At 60.0% G+C, this 16,207-nt stretch carries 16 protein-coding genes and 1 tRNA gene; 7 read left to right on the top strand and 10 right to left on the bottom strand.

What is annotated here, in order from left to right; translation table 11 throughout:
- Positions 1–122: 122 nt before the first annotated feature.
- Positions 123–2,690, bottom strand: coding sequence for a diguanylate cyclase (locus LAN64_14165; protein ID MBZ5568983.1), 2,568 nt, complete (start codon positions 2,688–2,690; stop codon positions 123–125).
- Between the two features lie 255 nt (positions 2,691–2,945).
- Here LAN64_14165 and LAN64_14170 point away from each other — a divergent pair, with 255 nt between their 5' ends.
- From LAN64_14170 to LAN64_14190, 5 genes are all read left to right on the top strand, one after another.
- The gene (locus LAN64_14170; GenBank protein ID MBZ5568984.1) at positions 2,946–4,112 is read left to right on the top strand and encodes an aminotransferase class V-fold PLP-dependent enzyme; all 1,167 of its coding nucleotides are present in this window, start codon (positions 2,946–2,948) and stop codon (positions 4,110–4,112) included.
- Positions 4,113–4,545: 433 nt separating this feature from the next.
- Positions 4,546–5,517 (top strand): TIGR04255 family protein, encoded by a 972-nt coding sequence (locus tag LAN64_14175; GenBank protein MBZ5568985.1) that lies wholly within the window; start codon positions 4,546–4,548, stop codon positions 5,515–5,517.
- Entirely contained in the window at positions 5,514–5,960 is a 447-nt protein-coding gene (locus tag LAN64_14180) for a hypothetical protein (GenBank protein MBZ5568986.1), read from the top strand. Before LAN64_14175 ends, LAN64_14180 begins: the two co-directional genes overlap by 4 nt.
- Before the next feature lie 484 nt (positions 5,961–6,444).
- Complete coding sequence (gene lexA, locus LAN64_14185; GenBank protein MBZ5568987.1) at positions 6,445–7,059, top strand: transcriptional repressor LexA; 615 nt, start codon at positions 6,445–6,447, stop codon at positions 7,057–7,059.
- A gap of 72 nt (positions 7,060–7,131) precedes the next feature.
- Positions 7,132–7,479 (top strand): VOC family protein, encoded by a 348-nt coding sequence (locus tag LAN64_14190; GenBank protein MBZ5568988.1) that lies wholly within the window; start codon positions 7,132–7,134, stop codon positions 7,477–7,479.
- Between the two features lie 157 nt (positions 7,480–7,636).
- Here LAN64_14190 and trxA read toward each other — a convergent pair whose 3' ends face one another.
- From trxA to LAN64_14225, 7 genes are all read right to left on the bottom strand, one after another.
- The gene (trxA, locus tag LAN64_14195) at positions 7,637–7,972 is read right to left on the bottom strand and encodes a thioredoxin (protein ID MBZ5568989.1); all 336 of its coding nucleotides are present in this window, start codon (positions 7,970–7,972) and stop codon (positions 7,637–7,639) included.
- 890 nt (positions 7,973–8,862) lie between these two features.
- Positions 8,863–8,951 (bottom strand) — tRNA-Leu (locus LAN64_14200).
- Between the two features lie 66 nt (positions 8,952–9,017).
- The gene (locus tag LAN64_14205; GenBank protein MBZ5568990.1) at positions 9,018–9,965 is read right to left on the bottom strand and encodes a tyrosine-type recombinase/integrase; all 948 of its coding nucleotides are present in this window, start codon (positions 9,963–9,965) and stop codon (positions 9,018–9,020) included.
- 435 nt (positions 9,966–10,400) lie between these two features.
- Positions 10,401–10,580, bottom strand: a complete 180-nt coding sequence (locus tag LAN64_14210) for a hypothetical protein (GenBank protein ID MBZ5568991.1) — start codon at positions 10,578–10,580, stop codon at positions 10,401–10,403.
- A 139-nt stretch (positions 10,581–10,719) separates the two neighbouring features.
- Positions 10,720–11,376 carry a hypothetical protein gene (locus LAN64_14215; GenBank protein ID MBZ5568992.1) on the bottom strand — a complete coding sequence of 219 codons (657 nt, stop codon included), beginning with the start codon at positions 11,374–11,376 and terminating at the stop codon, positions 10,720–10,722.
- An 85-nt stretch (positions 11,377–11,461) separates the two neighbouring features.
- The gene (locus LAN64_14220; protein ID MBZ5568993.1) at positions 11,462–11,779 is read right to left on the bottom strand and encodes a hypothetical protein; all 318 of its coding nucleotides are present in this window, start codon (positions 11,777–11,779) and stop codon (positions 11,462–11,464) included.
- Positions 11,780–11,949: 170 nt separating this feature from the next.
- Entirely contained in the window at positions 11,950–12,534 is a 585-nt protein-coding gene (locus LAN64_14225; protein MBZ5568994.1) for a hypothetical protein, read from the bottom strand.
- A gap of 321 nt (positions 12,535–12,855) precedes the next feature.
- Here LAN64_14225 and LAN64_14230 point away from each other — a divergent pair, with 321 nt between their 5' ends.
- Together LAN64_14230 and LAN64_14235 are read left to right on the top strand one after the other, a co-directional pair.
- Entirely contained in the window at positions 12,856–13,368 is a 513-nt protein-coding gene (locus LAN64_14230; GenBank protein ID MBZ5568995.1) for a hypothetical protein, read from the top strand.
- A gap of 156 nt (positions 13,369–13,524) precedes the next feature.
- Positions 13,525–14,013 (top strand): hypothetical protein, encoded by a 489-nt coding sequence (locus tag LAN64_14235; protein ID MBZ5568996.1) that lies wholly within the window; start codon positions 13,525–13,527, stop codon positions 14,011–14,013.
- 573 nt (positions 14,014–14,586) lie between these two features.
- Here the strand turns inward: LAN64_14235 and LAN64_14240 are convergent.
- Together LAN64_14240 and LAN64_14245 are read right to left on the bottom strand one after the other, a co-directional pair.
- A complete protein-coding gene (locus tag LAN64_14240; protein MBZ5568997.1) occupies positions 14,587–14,892 on the bottom strand; it encodes a hypothetical protein in 306 nt (101 codons plus the stop codon).
- Positions 14,893–14,903: 11 nt separating this feature from the next.
- Positions 14,904–16,205, bottom strand: a complete 1,302-nt coding sequence (locus LAN64_14245; protein MBZ5568998.1) for an HK97 family phage prohead protease — start codon at positions 16,203–16,205, stop codon at positions 14,904–14,906.
- Positions 16,206–16,207: the final 2 nt, after the last annotated feature.

Genomic DNA, 16,207 nt, shown 5'->3' on the forward strand with positions numbered 1-16,207 from the left:
ACGCGGGTTTCCCGCGCACGACCACCCCAGCGCGCCAAAAGCAGGCGTGCCGGGGACCCCGGTTACAAGAACGCGCGGGCGCCCTCCCTCGGCATGACGGCGGCCACAGGGATAGCGAGCAGTTACGCCGTGACGGTGGCAGTGTCGAGCGTCGGCGAGAGCGCCTTGACCGTGTTCGCGCCCTCGGATTTTGCGGCAGCCAGCGCGCTTTCGGCGCGGTTGATCAGTTCGCAAACGATGTCCACCGGATCGAAGCGGTTCTGCATCACCGCCTCGGCAATACCCACGGTCATGGAGGGGGGCGTGGATTTTCCCGGCAGATGCACCGAGGCCATCACCTTGCGCAGCTTGTCCACCACGAAAAAGCCGTTCTTCTCGCCGGTGTCGGCCAGCAGCAGCGCGATGGTGGTCAGGTCGTAGCGCACGGCAACATCGTTTTGCCGGATGTGGCCGTTGATGATCTGGCCGAGTTGCTGCATCAGCGTCTCCACCGCCGCTTCGCCGTACTCCTTCACCAGCGACGATGTCTTGCCGAAGTGCATGAGCATGACGGAGCAGGTAGAGTTCTGCTCCTGGCAGCGCTTTACCTCCGACAACAGCACGTCAAGGTAGGAGGTGCGCTTGAGCAGCCCCGAGCGCTCGTCGGTGACGGCGAGCGTTTTCACCAGGCTGCGCAGGCGGGCGTTGTTGACCGCCAGGATCATCTGCTCGGCGATGGTCTTGAGCACGACCTCGTCGGTGGGACGCCAGTTGCGCGGCGCGCATTGCTCCAAGATGACGATGCCGGCGAATTCGTCGCCGTCCATCAGCGGCACCGCCAGCACGGATTCAATCCCCAGACCCTGGATGTTCTCGCGAATGCCGTCCAGTTCCGTCGCGCTGGGCACATTCAGCAGCTTTACGATCCCATGGGTCACCGACAGCGCCAGGCAGGTCATCACCATCTTGACGATGGCCATGATGTCGGACGCTTGCACCCCCGGTGAACAATATTCCAGCGTCGCTGACGGAGGCTTGCCCGGCGTGCACAGCCCGGCGATGCAGCGGCTGGCATTCCAGTGCCGCCCGATTTCGTTGACGGCGGTAAACAGCACGCCTTTCACGCTGCCCTGGCGGTAGATGTTACGCGTGATATCGGTGATGCGCGTGAAGTTGTCGACCTCGGCTTCGTTGCCCGCCGCCACCGGAGACGCGGCCGCCGCGGCCGGCACGAACACGGGAGCGGCGGAACCCGGCCCGGTGGCGGGAGGAAGCGGGGGCGCGCCCTTATACTGCGGCGTGAAGCCGGCGGTCATGTAGAGTTCGCGCAGTTTCTCGTTTTTCTCTTCCTCGCGGGGAAACAGTTTGTGGATGCGCTCCAACCGCTCCACCGCCTTAGCGCGCATCGCGTACTGCAGGAAAATTTCCGCCTGCAGCATGAGGTCTTCCAGCACGGTGGTTTCGCCTTCCGGCGTTTCCGGCGTGTCGCTTTCCTTTTCCTCCAGCTTCAGCACCGAGGAGAAGCGCGACGCGATGGCGTTGAAGTGGTTGCCGTCAATTTTGCCACGCAGCATATCGAGACGGCGCTGGTGACCGGGCTCATAAGCGTCCACCTCAGCGGCGCGGTCCAGGCAGTCGGCCGCCTTGATGAAATTTCCCGAGGCGTAATACAGCTCGAACAGCTTGAGCAGCGTGCCGCAGTAATCGTGTTCACGGTTGGAGGCGTTGTACACCTCGACCATGTACTCCAGAAACTCGATGCCGGCGGGATGCTTGTCGGCGATGTCTTTCATGAGCGCGACAAACTCGCGCTGGTTGCCGGCCTTGAGCTGGTGGACTTCGAGCTTGTGCGCCAGTTCCAGTGCGTGCGGCTGGTGATCTTCGTCGAGCAGGGCGGCGATCAGTTCGCCAACCTCGTTGACCTCCTTGGGATCGCGCTCAAACAGCTCCCAGATCAGGGGCTCGGCCTCGACCAGCCGGCGCGCCGCGACGAGCGCGTCGGAGTAGGCCTGGCGGTACTCGACGCGGCTATTGTCGGCGGTGGCCAGCGGCTCGAGCACGGTAATGGCCGGCTGTACCATCCCGGCGGCGTACAGAGTCTTGCCGTAGGCGAGCGCCACGTCGGCATTGTGCGAGTCCATTTGGTGGGCGCGCTGATACCAGGGAAGCGGATCCGTGCCCGCTTTGGCGGCAAACATTCCAACCTGCAAAAACGCGACCGCCGCCGTCTGGCCGTCGCCGAGTTCCGCCGCCAGTTCGCCTTCGCGCTTGTAATTCTCTTCACTGGGATCGAGCGCGATGACGCGTTTCAACACCCCGAGTCCTTCCTGCTTCCTCCCCTGCGACTCGAAGCCGCGCAGCGCGGCCTGGTAGGCGTGCATGGCCTCGCCCCGGCTACTCTTCTCGATGAGCTGGGCGAACTTGAAGGTCTGGTCGACGGTGGGCGTACCCACCCGCACCAGCTTCTTGTAATTGGCCACCGCCTTGGGGGTGTCGTTGATCGCCACCTCGTGATCGAATTGCTGCGACAGCAGCTTGGCGCCCTCGGCAACGCGGCCCTGCGCAATGTAGAGGTCGGCCACGGTCTGGCGCACCTGATCGTTGCCGGGGTCTAGCTCCAGGGCCTGCAGGTACTCGTCCAGGGCAGCATCCTGCCTGCCCTTTTGCAGGAACTTCTCGGCTCTTTCGAGATGCTTGCTGATGTCCGGCATAGAGCGAAGTTCGCGGTGGCACTGGGGCTGAGCCAGCACGGATACTGCACGTGTGCAGAAGTCCCGGTAGCGCGGGTTATTGTATGCAGAAGAACCGCGAGAAACAATTGCCGAATCGCCTTACTTTGGTACCGGAACGGTTTACGGTTGTCGGTTCTTGGTTGACGTCACCGGTCGCACTGTCCTCACTTGTCCCGGCATGAGCAACCTAATGGTCCGTACAGCGTGCCCGGTGCTTCGTACTACAATTCCCCGATGGCCGACGACCTGCTCCGCTACCGCCCGCAGTTCCCCATCCTGGAGGAAACCACCTATCTGATCAGCAACTCGCTGGGCGCCATGCCGCGCGCGGTGTACGACGCCATGCGCGACTACTGCGACTGCTGGGCGCAGCGCGGCGTCCGCGCCTGGGAAGAAAAGTGGTGGATGCTGGCGGCCGAGGTCGGCGACCAGATCGGCGCCCTGATGAACGCGCCCGCGGGCACCGTGTCGGTGCATCAAAACGTGACTATCTGCCAGGCGATCGTGGCCTCCTGCTTTGATTTCTCCGGCCCGCGCAACAAGGTAGTCTTCAGCGACTTGAATTTCCCTTCGATCATGTATTTCTGGAACGCGCAGCGGGCGCGCGGCGCGCAGGTCGAGATGGTGCCCACCGACGGCATTCATGTGCCGCTCGACCACATGCTGGCCGCCATTGACGAGCGCACGCTGTTGGTCCCCATTTCCCACATCATCTTCCGCAGCGCTTACATCAACGACGCCAAGGCGATCATCGAGCGCGCGCACCAGGTCGGGGCGCTGGTCGTGCTCGACACCTTCCAGTCGCTGGGCACGGTTCCGGTGGACGTGCAGGCGCTCAACACCGACTTCGCGTGCGGCGGCGTATTGAAGTGGCTGTGCGGCGGCCCGGGCGTCGCCTACCTCTACGTTCGCCCCGATCTCGCCTGCAGACTGCAGCCCGCGCTCACCGGCTGGATCGCGCACGAGCAGCCGTTCGCGTTCGAGGTCGGACAACAAAAGTACGCTGCCGGACAGTACCGCTTCATGAACGGCACGCCCAACATTCCCGCGCTCTACGCGGCACAGCCCGGGGTGCAGATCATCCGCGAAATCGGAGTCGAGAAGATCCGCGAGAAATCCAAGCGCCAGACCGCAAAGCTGATCGAGCTCGCCGAGTCGCGCGGCTGGCGCGTCAACACGCCACGCGATCCCGAGCGCCGCGGCGGCACCGTCTCCATTGACATGCCGTTCGCGCAGGAGGTCTGCGCCGAACTGATCCAGCGCAACATCCTGGTGGACTATCGTCCCAACGCCGGGGTGCGCATGTCGCCGCATTTCTACACCAAGGATGAGGAGTTGGAGGTCGCTATACGCGCGGTGGAGGAAATTTTGAGCGCGAGGGGTGTAGTGGCCACCCGGTAAGTCGTGGTACACGCGCCCCAGGTGTTCCGCTGCGCCTCAGTCCTGAACACGAAGCTGGAAAGTCGATAATTGGTCGGTTTGGAGTAATACTTGGCATCGGCTACCCCTGCGATCGCCGTGGGGAGTTGCGAGAAAGCCGTTGTTGTTCAGTGGCGTGCTGTTCTATCTTTTGCCGGAGCCACTTTGTTGCGAGTCTCTCTTCCGTTGTATCCTCGTCAAACGTCGCGCGGCCGACGCCATCGATTACATCTTTCGGAAACCGCCAGCCAGTGCGTCTCGCGGTCGGCTCGTCAACAGGCCACGTATTGTCTGTCCTGCCCATTTAGCTGGACGCATTTTATATCACTCGTATCCTAAACAGGATCAATATCATTAATAGTCTTTTTAGGCTAAGCGTGATACATATCACCTATGACGCTGAAGTCGCCATTGTTTGGCGTATAAGATTGTTGGTTTGGCAACAGGCCCCGTGACGGTTCTGATGGAAACTGTAAATCAGTCGGAAAACGAAATAACACCGGAAAGTCGCGCACCCGCTGACCGACAATCAACGCAACTAGTGCGCGGTACGAGGGTGTCGGCTTCGAAGGTCATGGGGCTTCCCGATTTTGAGAAGCCACCAGCAGTGGAAACACTTGTTGGCTTTCACTTTTACCCGCTACAAAATTGGAAGACGCCAAATTTCGGATTGTTCTGGCAGGAGATCAAAACTGAATACCCAGACGCACAAGTTCATCCGGCGCTCGCTGAGCAGGGATTGAGATTGGAATTGAATTCCGCTCTTGGGAGTATCAAGCTTACTGGCGACGTACCTGTGCGGTGGTGGTACGAGCACAAGTCCGGGAAGCGTCTGATTCAGGTCCAGACTGAGAGCTTCATCCAGAATTGGCGCAAACGCAGCAAGAATGATCCCTACTTGCACTACAAGGATCTACGTCCCGCGTTCTGGAAAACGTGGGGTCAGTTTCTGCGCTTCCTGAAGCGGCAAGGCGTAGAGTCTCCAAGAGTGCGGCAATGTGAGGTCACATACGTAAACCACATTGACCGTGGGGAGGGCTGGCGATCATTCGCGGATCTCCCCGATGTCTTCAGTGCTTGGAGAGGCAGAACATACTGCGGCTTCCTTCCGACTCCCGACCTTGTTTCGATGAATGTTTCTTATCCGATCGGGGGACAGACCGGGCGTTTGCAGATCGTGATGCAGCCTGGCATCCGTCAGCCTGACGCAAGACAGACGCTTCAGCTCACGATTACGGCGATGTGCAAACCGGCATCATCGGAACCCTCAGACCTGTTCAAGTCCCTTGACCTTGGAAGGAAATGGGTTGTCCGAGGCTTCGAGGATTTCACCACGGAGAAGATGCACGCAGTCTGGCGCAAGAAGCCGAGAAGGAGGCCGGAATGACCGCATATGCGGCCTCGATTGGTTTCAAACCAAAGATCAAGAAAAGCACGTCGAGTAAGTGGAGTGTAATTAGGCCGCTTGACGAGACGGGGTCATGGGTGCCCGAAGTTCTAGAAAAGATCGAACATTTGGCACAACTACCGCCGGACTGGGATAGTTACGGCAGTGCAAGATTGCAGCCTGCCGCCATAAAAGGGGCTTGCCGATTTCTGCTTGAGGCACCCTCTAATATCTTGCCGATTCCACACGTCACGCTCGTGTCAGGCGGCGGCTTAGGCTTTCACTGGCAGGTCGAGAATCGTGATCTCGAGCTTGAGTTCAAGCCGACCGGCACCGTCGAATATCTGAAGACAACGATGGGCGGTGAACGCCCTGTTTCGGATGAGGGTGTCATTCCATCGCTCGCGGATACGCCGATTTGGAATTGGCTAGTTGGCACGTGAGCGGACCAATTGTCTTGTGCCTGACAGAACCGATGCTGTTGACATTCCGGATGATGGAGAGTTGTGGCGGCGGATAGATCGAGGGATGCTCGACCCGGCCACTAACACTCTACAGTCATGGGCGTGGGATGATCAGCATCAGGAAGTATCCGTCTATTACGGTAGAGAAACGACGCCGGAAGCGGTCCTCGCAGCAGGGAAACCCGGACAGCGAATCATCAAAATCACGGCGGGAGCAGTCCGCAGCCTCCGCTATATCGTGGCTAGAGACCCTGAGCCCGATAACCCAGCACATTGCTTGCTTCTACCATTTCCCAACACTCGCAAAAAGAGAAAGGCGCTCTGCGAGAAATCCTCTTGGGACTAACATCTTTAGCAAATACTGGCAAAATCGGAATTAGAGCCCGGGTAGTTAGGCCAGTACTCAGAACTCGCTTGACAATTCGCCTTTTGTTCGCTAATACTCGGCGTGGAGGAGCCACCCATGGCCCTGACGCGGCGTCAACGGCAGGTTTACGATTTCATCGCCGGCTTTGTGCAGTCGCACGGCTACTCGCCATCGTTCGAAGAGATCGGCAACGGCCTCGGTCTCAGTTCGCTGGCCACCGTGCACAAGCACATCAGCAATCTGGAGAAGAAAGGCCTGCTGCGCCGCGACTACAACCGCAGCCGCTCGATCGACGTGCTGCCTCCGCGCGGGCGCATGAAGCAGGCCATGGCGGCGCCACTCTCGCTGCCGCTGCTGGGGCGCATCGCCGCCGGACAACCGATAGAAGCGATGGAAAACCCGGAGTCAATTTCGCTGCACGACTTCACCGGGTCCAAGGACGTTTTTGTGCTGCAGGTGCGCGGCGATTCCATGCAGGACGAAGCCATCCTCGACGGCGACTACGTGCTGGTGGAAAAGGCGCAGACGGCGCGCAATGGCGAGATCGTTGTCGCCCTGGTGGACGGCTCGGAAACTACGCTGAAGCGTTTCTACAAGGAAGGCGACCGCATCCGCCTGCAACCTTCCAATGCCGCCATGCCGCCCATCATGGTGTCGGCTGCCGCCGTGCGCTTGCAGGGCCGGGTGATTGGCGTACTGCGCAAGTATTGAGCGCTGACCATGGTCGCGGTTCTTCCCGCCGCTTGACCACGTAAGGTATAAAGTGTGACCGAGATTTCTGCCATGAGCGAGAACAACCACCGCCTGGATTACGTCGAATTTCCGGCCTCTGACATCCCCGCGACCAAGACTTTCTACTCCAAAGTCTTCGGCTGGACATTTGAAGACTATGGCGAGGACTACACCAGCTTTCACGACGGCCGCATGAGTGGCGGCTTCGCCAAAGGCTCGCCCGTGGTCAAGGGCGGCCCGCTGATCGTCATCTACGCCGACGATCTCTCGCTCACCTACGCCAAGGTCATCGCCGCCGGTGGCAAAATCACCAAGCCGACTTTCGAATTTCCCGGCGGCCGCCGCTTCCACTTCAGCGATCCCAACGGCAACCTGCTCGCGGTGTGGTCGGATAAATAGGCTCCGGGCTTCTGGCTTCAGGCTTCTGGCTCCGGGCTTCTGGCTTCAGGCAAGACATCTGGTCCGCCCGTATCCCACTCGGACTTAACAAATTCTTGGACGCAAGAAAGCCCGGTCAAAACCGGGCTGCTTTGCCTGAAGCCTGACACATGGAGCCTTATCCCGTGATGTGGCGTTCCAGCGCCTTTTCGATCTTCTCTTTCTCCACGAAGCCGACGATCTGTTCCTTCACCTGGCCGCCCTTGAAGATCAGCAGCGTGGGAATGCCGCGGATGCCGTAGCGCTGCGGCGTGGCCGCGTTTTTGTCCACGTCCATTTTCCCGACCGTTACCTTGCCGTGGTAGGCAGTGGCGACCTCGTCCACGATGGGCGCCAGGGCGCGGCAGGGCTGGCACCACGCAGCCCAGAAATCCACAATGACCGGTTGCTCCGCCTTCAGTACCGCCTGATCGAAATTCGCGTCCGTCACTTCAATAATTGCATTGCTTGCCATCAATCCTCCCGCCATGAATGCGTAAACCTCCCGTCCCCGGGGCGCTTCCCGGGCGTACCAAGCGGCGAACTATCCTAACACCTGATTGGATGCACGAGAACGTGGGAAGTAGCAACGCCGGTAGCGTGCAGGTCGCGCGGACCGCCATGCGCCTGGTGCCTGGACAGGCGTCGGGCCGATGGTTGAGAGATGTTGCTGTGGATTGCCCTGCGGATTGGGGAAAACGGACGTGCGGACAGCGTTGCGCTCTGCCGTGATTAGATCCCGACGCCTACAGCCTCTCTGAAAAACAGCGTCCCGGCTCATCACCGGGACGCCGGGCAGCCCTCCCCCAGAACTGCCTCAACAACAGCCTGAATTATGACCTAAGGCCCGCCGATGTAAATATCACTTCCGTAACCCGAAAGTAACCACCACAGTAACAAGCCGAACCGGGGGTTCCCACGGATTCTGGCGGACCAATCCTCGCGGTGTTTCATCCGCGTGCATCGGTGAGCGATCCGTGCGACGGGCGTTCTACGAGCGTCAGCGCCGACCAGCCCCTCTGAGATTCCGCGCCAGGCGACGGTCAATTTTGCTTGCGAGCGTAATCCCGCTGACCATCGCACCCCTCGTCCTCGGCGCACGCAAGCAGGCATGGAGGTCTTCTGCGATGGCACGCAACGCTGGATCCGGCGCGGCCGCAACGAACTGCAGGCAGGCACGACAGATGGAAACGTAGACGTGAGCACCGTCGACTGCGAAGCGTTCAAACCCAGCAGCTCGCATCGAGACCTCGCACGGGCGCGGTGAGCATTCTCGCCGACACGCACTCGCGATCCAGTGATAGCAATCACGGATCAGCGTGACCCGACCTCTCAGGGACGAACGATGCAAGGGAAGTACGCGACTGGTGCCGGGAGGGGGAGTTGAACCCCCAAGAAGCTTTCGCTTCGGCGGATTTTGAGTCCGCTGCGTCTGCCAGTTCCGCCATCCCGGCGTTACGTGTTATCAGTGGCTTGCGCTGGGAGCACCAAGCCGGTTCTGCTGTTTGTGCACGATTCGTTCACAACTTTTCTACCGCGCGGAGAAGGTCTTGGTCAGCGGTCACGTCGTACTGGTCGAAGACCGTCCGCGTCAAGTGCCCGGTCACCCGCATCGCAACCGCCGCTGTTAGGCCCTTCCGGCGCATGTTCCGCACTGCCGACCTCCGCAAATCATGGAAGCTCAAGCCCGGCACGCCAGCAGCCTTGCATGCCTTCGACCATGAAGCGCGGAAATCCAGTATAGGCTTTCCATTCGGCCATGTGAAGACGGGCGCTTCCGGCTGCTTCCCGTTGCAGCACGCCTCCACGGCGGTGCGCACGTCCGGCGGCATTGGTACTTTTCTCGACCGGCTGTTCTTGGTCGCGCCCGCGAAAAGCACAATCCATCCATCCGCGACCTGCATCACGAGGAGGTTCTTGAGTTCCGACATCCGGAAGCCAAGCCGGTACGCGGTGACGACCATCGCACGCAATCCCGGCTCCGCAATCGCCGCCTGCAACTTGTCGAAGGCTGCGTCCTCGATGAATCCGGTGCGAGGCGATTCAGGTAGACGTGCGGGAAATGCCGGGACCTCCGTCACCAGTCGAGGGCGTGCATCGTGTCCCATCTTGAACGCACGACGTAGGAACGCCATCTCCCGGTTTATCGTTGCGTTCCGCGCCTCAGCTTTGTGGCGAGCCACGACGTAGTCGTTCAGGTCTTCCGTGGTGACCAACGCCGCTTTGCGGTCCCCGAAGGTCGCTTTCAGGTTGACGGACCACCGGCGCTCGGCATCTGCAATCAGCTTCTTCGCCGCCCGCTCACGCCACGCGCGAGTAGGGGCCGGTAGATTCTCGGGGATTTTCTGGAGAAGGGCTACGCGTCGCGCCTTAAGGAGCGCCTGCGCCAAATCCTCTACTAGAGCCTTCGCGGCCCTCGGGCTGGGGAGGGTGCCGGACTGCACATCCCCTATGCGCCGCGCGAGCAACTTCCCGGCCTTCGCCTCGGGGCGGCCATCGTGACAAATGCAAAAACGGCTGTTCTCAGTCCGCTGCCGACCGGCGGCGTCGCGGAACCGGAGCCAGTATTCGCCCTTCGGATGCTTCTTCGTTTTCCGCAGCCAAAGGCTGCCGGTACCGTAGAGCCGCGCCATAGCGGGAGCTTACCGTTGGTTCTCGTGACTAGGCAACGTCGCGCGACCGTTCACCACTTCGGTGGCTTGGGTGGCGGACCCACTTGCTGCTTTGCCTCCGCTGCCAGTTGCTCCGCCGGGGAGCGAAGTGCCCGCAGGCGCAGCTCCACAAACGGCTCGAAGACAACTTCGACCATGTAGCTCCCGAGCGGCACGTCGCTGATACGGTTGACCGCCCGGTTGACGTTCGTGAGACGGTGATTTCGATGTCGCCCAAGTATTCGCCTGCCATCACACACGCTCCTTGGGCCGCCCGTTCATCTTGCGCTTGGCTAGGAACGTGCGCAGCCAGCTCGTACACAATCCGCCTGCTATTACGGTTGGCGTCATCGGCATCGAGAATGCTCTGAGCTTCTTCACTTCAGGAGCCGTCAACGATACCGCGATGCGGAGAGGAATGCGCTTCGCCATGAATGATTGCCCTCCGCGCCGATATTCCCATCGTGCACGGCCCGGCCACAAGTGACTTCCGTACCCGTGAACCAGCGGGGTCACTGCACGGTCCCGCCCGCAGTCAGGCGGCGCGTGAGAAAGTGAACGCGATGTTCAACTAACGGGTGCGTCCGCCGCCAATACCTTCCCATCCGTCGGTCTTGAGCACGGCTACGATGAATTTCTCGGCTGAGTCCATGAAACGAAGTGCTAAATCAGTGACCTCGGTGCCTCTTTCGCGAAGTTTATTGACCGCTCCCGGTTCATCTAGCGAAGACCCCAGGAACGCTCCCAAGGTACATGAGTCAGCAAGTTCGTAGTACACGTCAGCATTCGTGTTGCCCTGTCCTGAAGCAAAAGTACGCACCATGTCTGTCGTCTGGGCAAGTTGCGCGCCGATTTCACTCTCGTCAAAGTGAAACGTTAGTCGGTTCCGGACAGAGGCGAGGCTTGAGTCCCGCAATTCCGTGGCAGTGCGGTCCTTAAGGATTTCGCGAAGCTCTGCAAATTCGGGGACATCCCGATAGTGTTTCGACAGACGTTCGACGAGCAGTAGTGCTTCGTAGAGCAACGCACAGTTGAAGAAAAATGAGTTGAACCTTGTGCGTTTCGCCCAAGGGAAGGCATCATCCACGTTGTGTCCGAGCAGCGCCGTGTGCACAAAGCGCAAGGCGTTCACTGCTCGTGATAAGGCCACCAATTGCCAAAAGGACTCCTTCGTCTTCAGCTCATCGAAGTGAGCCTTGTCTATTTCGACACGCAAGCTATTGGACATTCTCTCCCTCCGTGACCGATACTCTCACTGCGCGCGCCGGGCGGCACGTGAGAAGGTCAATCAGATGTTCGACTAGGTTCGAGCGTTACTTCGTCGGGTCGAAGAACTCGTGTATCTCGTTGCTGCGCTTCTTGTGGGCTTCAAGCTCCTCAGCGTCAAGCTGAGCTCGGTGCCGTCGTTCCGACAGCCATTTCTTCGCGAACTCGCCCATCTGAGCCTGCCATTCGGAGGAAGCCACGTGACCGTACTGCAGACAAATCGCCGGATTTTGCTTCTCGGTGAACGCCCAAGTCACCGGGAAGCCCTCGCGCACCATCGCTGCTACCAACGCATCTGCCTCGTCCTTGTCGCGCAACAGCTCAATTGATTGCACCCATGAACCAATTTCCCTCTTGTTGCTCATCACGCCTCCTACCTCGATACTCCCACCCGCGCCCTGCCGTCCACAAAGTGACGTTCGTACCTGACCCGCTGGTAGCCAAGCCGTGCGTGAGAAGGTGAATACGATGTTCGACTGAAGGTATTTGGTTACCTGCCCTGCCGAGTCCCGTGCAACTTTTACGTCGGGTTAACCTAGTGCATCAGCTCCGCGCACGACGCGGGCACATCTGCTGACCGCGCGCGTATTGCCGCGTCAAAGTTCGAAAAGCACGCATCAAGCCGTCCGCCGAGTGCCTCCATCTGGGGAGCCTCTGCGAGATTCAATTTGTAGTTAGCCTCAACAAGTGCGTTCCACTGTTTTTGTGTGTACTGAGTTGCATCAACCTCCACAAACCAATGGTTTCTTCTCGCCCATTCCTCTTTGCGCCGATTCAAATTCAATCGCGCGCCATACGCGGACTGGAGCGCAGTCGTGAGCTTTCTTTCTTCGTTTGAGATGGCCGCTACGTCGGCGGCATCTATCTTTTCTTGAGTTAAACGCCCGACGAGGTGCGAGCCCTTGGCTGGCACATAGGGGTCTCTCTGTATTGCCTTCAGTGCAAGAAGAGCGGAAGTTGCGTAATTGTCGCTTAGCTTCGCTTGCACTACTACGTTGGTTTGCGTGGGCTTTCCCCCGCCGGACTTCCGTTCTGTACACCCCGAGCAAAGCCACAGCTCCGCCGAAACCGCCATCGCCAGAAAAAGAATCAATCTGAGTTTCATTTTGCGTTCCGCCATTCCGGTAGGTTCCGTCGGGCTATTCCCCGGCGGGCTGCTTACCAGGGTTCCCTTTTCGTTCCGTCCTTATGGGACTCCAAGACAACCAAGCTGAGAATCGCTCACGCGGTTCACGCCCCGCTCGGAATGTTAGTTCACATTCTGACCTCAACGCCGCACTAATAAACTACCCCTGCTGACGATTTCGGCACCCATGACTTTAGTACCCGTGACATAGACGGATGACCGCGAGAAAATTTCGGTTTCACGGCGGAGCGCAGGCGAGCCGGGTTGAGGTCATAATAACCGAGGTATCCTGTGGCTGTAATGAGGAGCCACCAAATGACGACAAGCAAACAACGCGCAGCGGTAGTATTTGGAATACTGATGTTGGCGGCGATGGCGCACGCGCAGACTCCAGACCCGGCGAAGCAGGCGGTAAGGGACCTGCAGATACTGATGGACCACGCGAAAGACCCGAACAGTTTGGTTCTCGATAGCGTGAAGGTGGCCACGTCGGGGCAGGGACAGGCTCTCCTGCGCGACCTGCCTTCATTGCCGCGCCACCACGGGCAGTTCCTCACGGTCTGCATCTGGTATCGCGGGACCAATGGTTTCGGCGGCGCAACGCGCAGTCTGGCGCTGTTCATGGACGACGACTTTGTGAACGCTGACCTGAAGGACGTAAGCCCGCGTTTGGTGGACGTGGTCACCGACCATACCTGTGCCACTGGTACAGTAGCGGACATCACGGATGCCACGAAGAAGGCGTGGCGCGAGCGCCAAGCGGAGAACAAACCAGCGGAAGACTTCAACTTGTCTGCGGCGGGCAGCCCTTCAAAGGAAGCAAAGTAAACTTCAGACCAATGTTGCCAGCAGTTCGTCCCTGCCGCTCGGCAGGGCCTTTATCTTCCCAAAATCTTACGCACAGTCGGTGTGAGCGGGGCTAATGGCTCCCGGCTGGAGTCACCGGGCCTCGGCCTCCATGCGACGCCAAAGCACATGAAGTTTATGCAAAACCTGTCGCACCGCAGGCGGTCGTATGCCTACCGCAATACCCACGCCTACCGAATCGAAACCGCAGCCGTAATACAGGAAAATCACTCGCGCGATGGTCCCCGCGACATTCTCAATGCACAGTTGAGCGTCCACATTCTGGATTTCCGCTTCGAGGCGGCGCTTAGAGATGAATCGCCCGGTTCGCCTCTGACCACGCCCGTGACTACAGGCGTGGTATGGCGGGCCAGCATGCAATGCGGCCAACAGCCGGTCGAGGGTCCGCTCCAATCGAGAGCGACTTGCAAGCAGTTGCCGCCGGGCGCGTTCCAATCGTTCTTTCTCGGTACCGCGCTGGGGATATCTAAAACCGGCGCGGTACTCCATGAATCGAGCGAGCAGCGTGCGCTGGTCCGCACCGGGGAATGCCCATCGTGGCGTAGCGAGTCGACGACCAGCGGTCTGGTCACGTCCACGGCTGGTCTGCATGAATTTGAGGATTGAAAAGTCGATTCCGTTGCCGACCTGCTCCCCGGCCTCGTAATCCACAGCAACTGGATACTTTGGACGGTGTGGCGCTTGCGGCCATTCTAGATTGGTGTCGTGAGCGGGTGGGCAAATCTGAATGGTAGGCATCAGAATTCCTCGGCGCTGTCTCGGGGACAAAGTTAGTGGCCCAGCGGGCCGGGGCTGCGGACCGAAAGGAAGAGGGCAGCCGTCGTATGCCTGCGCCGACTGCCCCTGTAGCGCGGGGACAAGCCGCGCATGGCGCGGAGAGTAATTCGCGCCGATGGCCATCGCCTGAAAGGGAGAAGTGCCCTCGCCTACCGATGGTCACGTGCCCGCATAGACGCTTGAGGCGGGCCTGCTTGCGCAGGTATGCCGACCGGCGGGACTTTCACCCGGCCTCATCGGCGGTCTTAGGAACTTGTGACGTGCGCACCTCCGATTGCTCTTCCTGTCGGGCGAGTCGCGCAGCCCGTCTTGCTTCTCTGGCGTCGTCAGCCTCCATCGCGCTGTTGATGACAACCGACAGCGGTCGCTTGCCACGCTTCGTGATTGTGCCGATTGCCAAAGTTACTTCACCTCGCCACAGTCAATGTGCGACTCCAGTGCCTCCAGGCGCCTTTCAAGACCGGCGAGGATTGCGATGAGACGCTGCGCCCCGGCCAGTGGAATGCCGCAGGTGTAGGCCAAGTGCGCAGCCATTGATGCCGATTGGTCCCATCGGTCGCCGCCCACGAGGCCGTACTGCTTGGCCTGCTCCTCACGTTTATTCTCTCCGGCGGCGCGATACTTCTCCGCGTCCTCGGGTGACATCGGTTTCGGAAGTGGCTGAAAAATCGCTGGGCTGCCAACGCCGTTCGTTTCCAGATTGCTCATGGTGCTCTCCTTTATTTCCCGACGCGCAGCCGGTTGATGCGGGCTATCGCGCTGTGATTCCCTGCAGCCACGGCCATACGCAGTTCACTTTCGAGATGCTGTTGCCGCAAGGTCCATTCTGCGGCGGCGTGCAGAGCACGCTCGCTCGCCTGCCACTTGGTAACCGAAGGCGAGCACAGACGCATGTTCCCGCACAGGCGCAGACTACGCTTGGTCGGGCCGCGCTTGGCTGACCGCTCCTGCTCATCGTCGTCCGGCTCTTCTTCAATCCAGTCATCCATACCGAAGTCTTCTTTTTCGCTGTTCAAACTGCGATAGACTACGCTGCCACGCAACAGCGCGGGCTCATCGCCTTGGCTGGAACGAGCGATGCCGGTGGAGCCGGGCGCGTCGGTGATGGGCGCGACATCGATTGCGCGGAAACGACCCTCGCTGTATTCCTCCGCAAGCAAATCATCCAACTCATCGAGCGCATCCTCCTTGGCATCCCATCTCATTGAGTACCACGCGTCCGTCTCTTGACTTATTTCGCGCCCAAGCCTCTCGGCCCGCTCGCGCAGCGTTTCCGGTGCGGCTCGATTTATTTGTTCGCCCAGACGGGTGGCCTTCGCGCGGCGGTATTCGTCCGTGTTCTCTACTACAGCCACGGTCGGGTTCTCGGCGTACCTGAGGTGCGGATTTCGGAGGTGCGGGTTGCGACTTTCGGTAGGGACCGCAGGCGCACCGGCGGCCAAGGCAGCGGCGCGTCGGTGCTCCTCAACTATGGCGTCCAGCGCTTCGCGGCCCGTGGGAGCCGCGCCTGCGCTGCGGGCGGAGACGGAGGTCATGTCGGCGGTATAAAACGGATTAGCGACGACCGCCACGTCAATAAGTTTGGCTTTCCGGACGGTGCGAATCTGACAGGCATGGCCTTGCTCGTCTGTGCCCTCATCGTAGGACTCGTTCTCGCAACCGAACGCGAAGGACATTTCTGAGTAGTCACGCCTCGCGACCGACCGCCACAGATTCATGTGGTCGCTGTTCCCCTTATCGAGAGTAATGCGGACGTCGAGGCCGTCGGGTCCGTCGGTGAGTTTGAGCGTACCCGCGCTCGTGCGGCCCAGCGTCTTGGCGGGGTCGTGTTGAAATGTGGCACGCACATCCGCGCCGCCTGCCAATGACGCAGCAAATGCGCCCGGCATGATGCGCTCCCTTACACCGGGAGACACGCTGTTGGTCGAGACGCGGTTGTAGGAAACCGCACGACCTACCAAGACGCCTTCCTCGCCCTGTGCGGCGCGGAGTTCACAACTGCGTTTTTCAATCGTTGCCATAC

Source organism: Terriglobia bacterium, assembly GCA_020073185.1.
In the GTDB taxonomy this organism is placed as follows: Bacteria; Acidobacteriota; Terriglobia; order Terriglobales; family Acidobacteriaceae; genus JAIQGF01.

Excerpts from the sequence above, each read along its gene's own strand:
- LAN64_14165 (MBZ5568983.1), bottom strand. The coding sequence starts at position 2,690 with ATGCCGGACATCAGCAAGCATCTCGAAAGAGCCGAGAAGTTCCTGCAA.
- LAN64_14170 (MBZ5568984.1), top strand. The coding sequence starts at position 2,946 with ATGGCCGACGACCTGCTCCGCTACCGCCCGCAGTTCCCCATCCTGGAG.
- LAN64_14180 (MBZ5568986.1), top strand. The coding sequence starts at position 5,514 with ATGACCGCATATGCGGCCTCGATTGGTTTCAAACCAAAGATCAAGAAA.
- lexA (MBZ5568987.1), top strand. The coding sequence starts at position 6,445 with ATGGCCCTGACGCGGCGTCAACGGCAGGTTTACGATTTCATCGCCGGC.
- LAN64_14190 (MBZ5568988.1), top strand. The coding sequence starts at position 7,132 with ATGAGCGAGAACAACCACCGCCTGGATTACGTCGAATTTCCGGCCTCT.
- trxA (MBZ5568989.1), bottom strand. The coding sequence starts at position 7,972 with ATGGCAAGCAATGCAATTATTGAAGTGACGGACGCGAATTTCGATCAG.
- LAN64_14210 (MBZ5568991.1), bottom strand. The coding sequence starts at position 10,580 with ATGGCGAAGCGCATTCCTCTCCGCATCGCGGTATCGTTGACGGCTCCT.
- LAN64_14215 (MBZ5568992.1), bottom strand. The coding sequence starts at position 11,376 with ATGTCCAATAGCTTGCGTGTCGAAATAGACAAGGCTCACTTCGATGAG.
- LAN64_14220 (MBZ5568993.1), bottom strand. The coding sequence starts at position 11,779 with ATGAGCAACAAGAGGGAAATTGGTTCATGGGTGCAATCAATTGAGCTG.
- LAN64_14225 (MBZ5568994.1), bottom strand. The coding sequence starts at position 12,534 with ATGGCGGAACGCAAAATGAAACTCAGATTGATTCTTTTTCTGGCGATG.
- LAN64_14230 (MBZ5568995.1), top strand. The coding sequence starts at position 12,856 with ATGACGACAAGCAAACAACGCGCAGCGGTAGTATTTGGAATACTGATG.
- LAN64_14235 (MBZ5568996.1), top strand. The coding sequence starts at position 13,525 with ATGCAAAACCTGTCGCACCGCAGGCGGTCGTATGCCTACCGCAATACC.
- LAN64_14240 (MBZ5568997.1), bottom strand. The coding sequence starts at position 14,892 with ATGAGCAATCTGGAAACGAACGGCGTTGGCAGCCCAGCGATTTTTCAG.
- LAN64_14245 (MBZ5568998.1), bottom strand. The coding sequence starts at position 16,205 with ATGGCAACGATTGAAAAACGCAGTTGTGAACTCCGCGCCGCACAGGGC.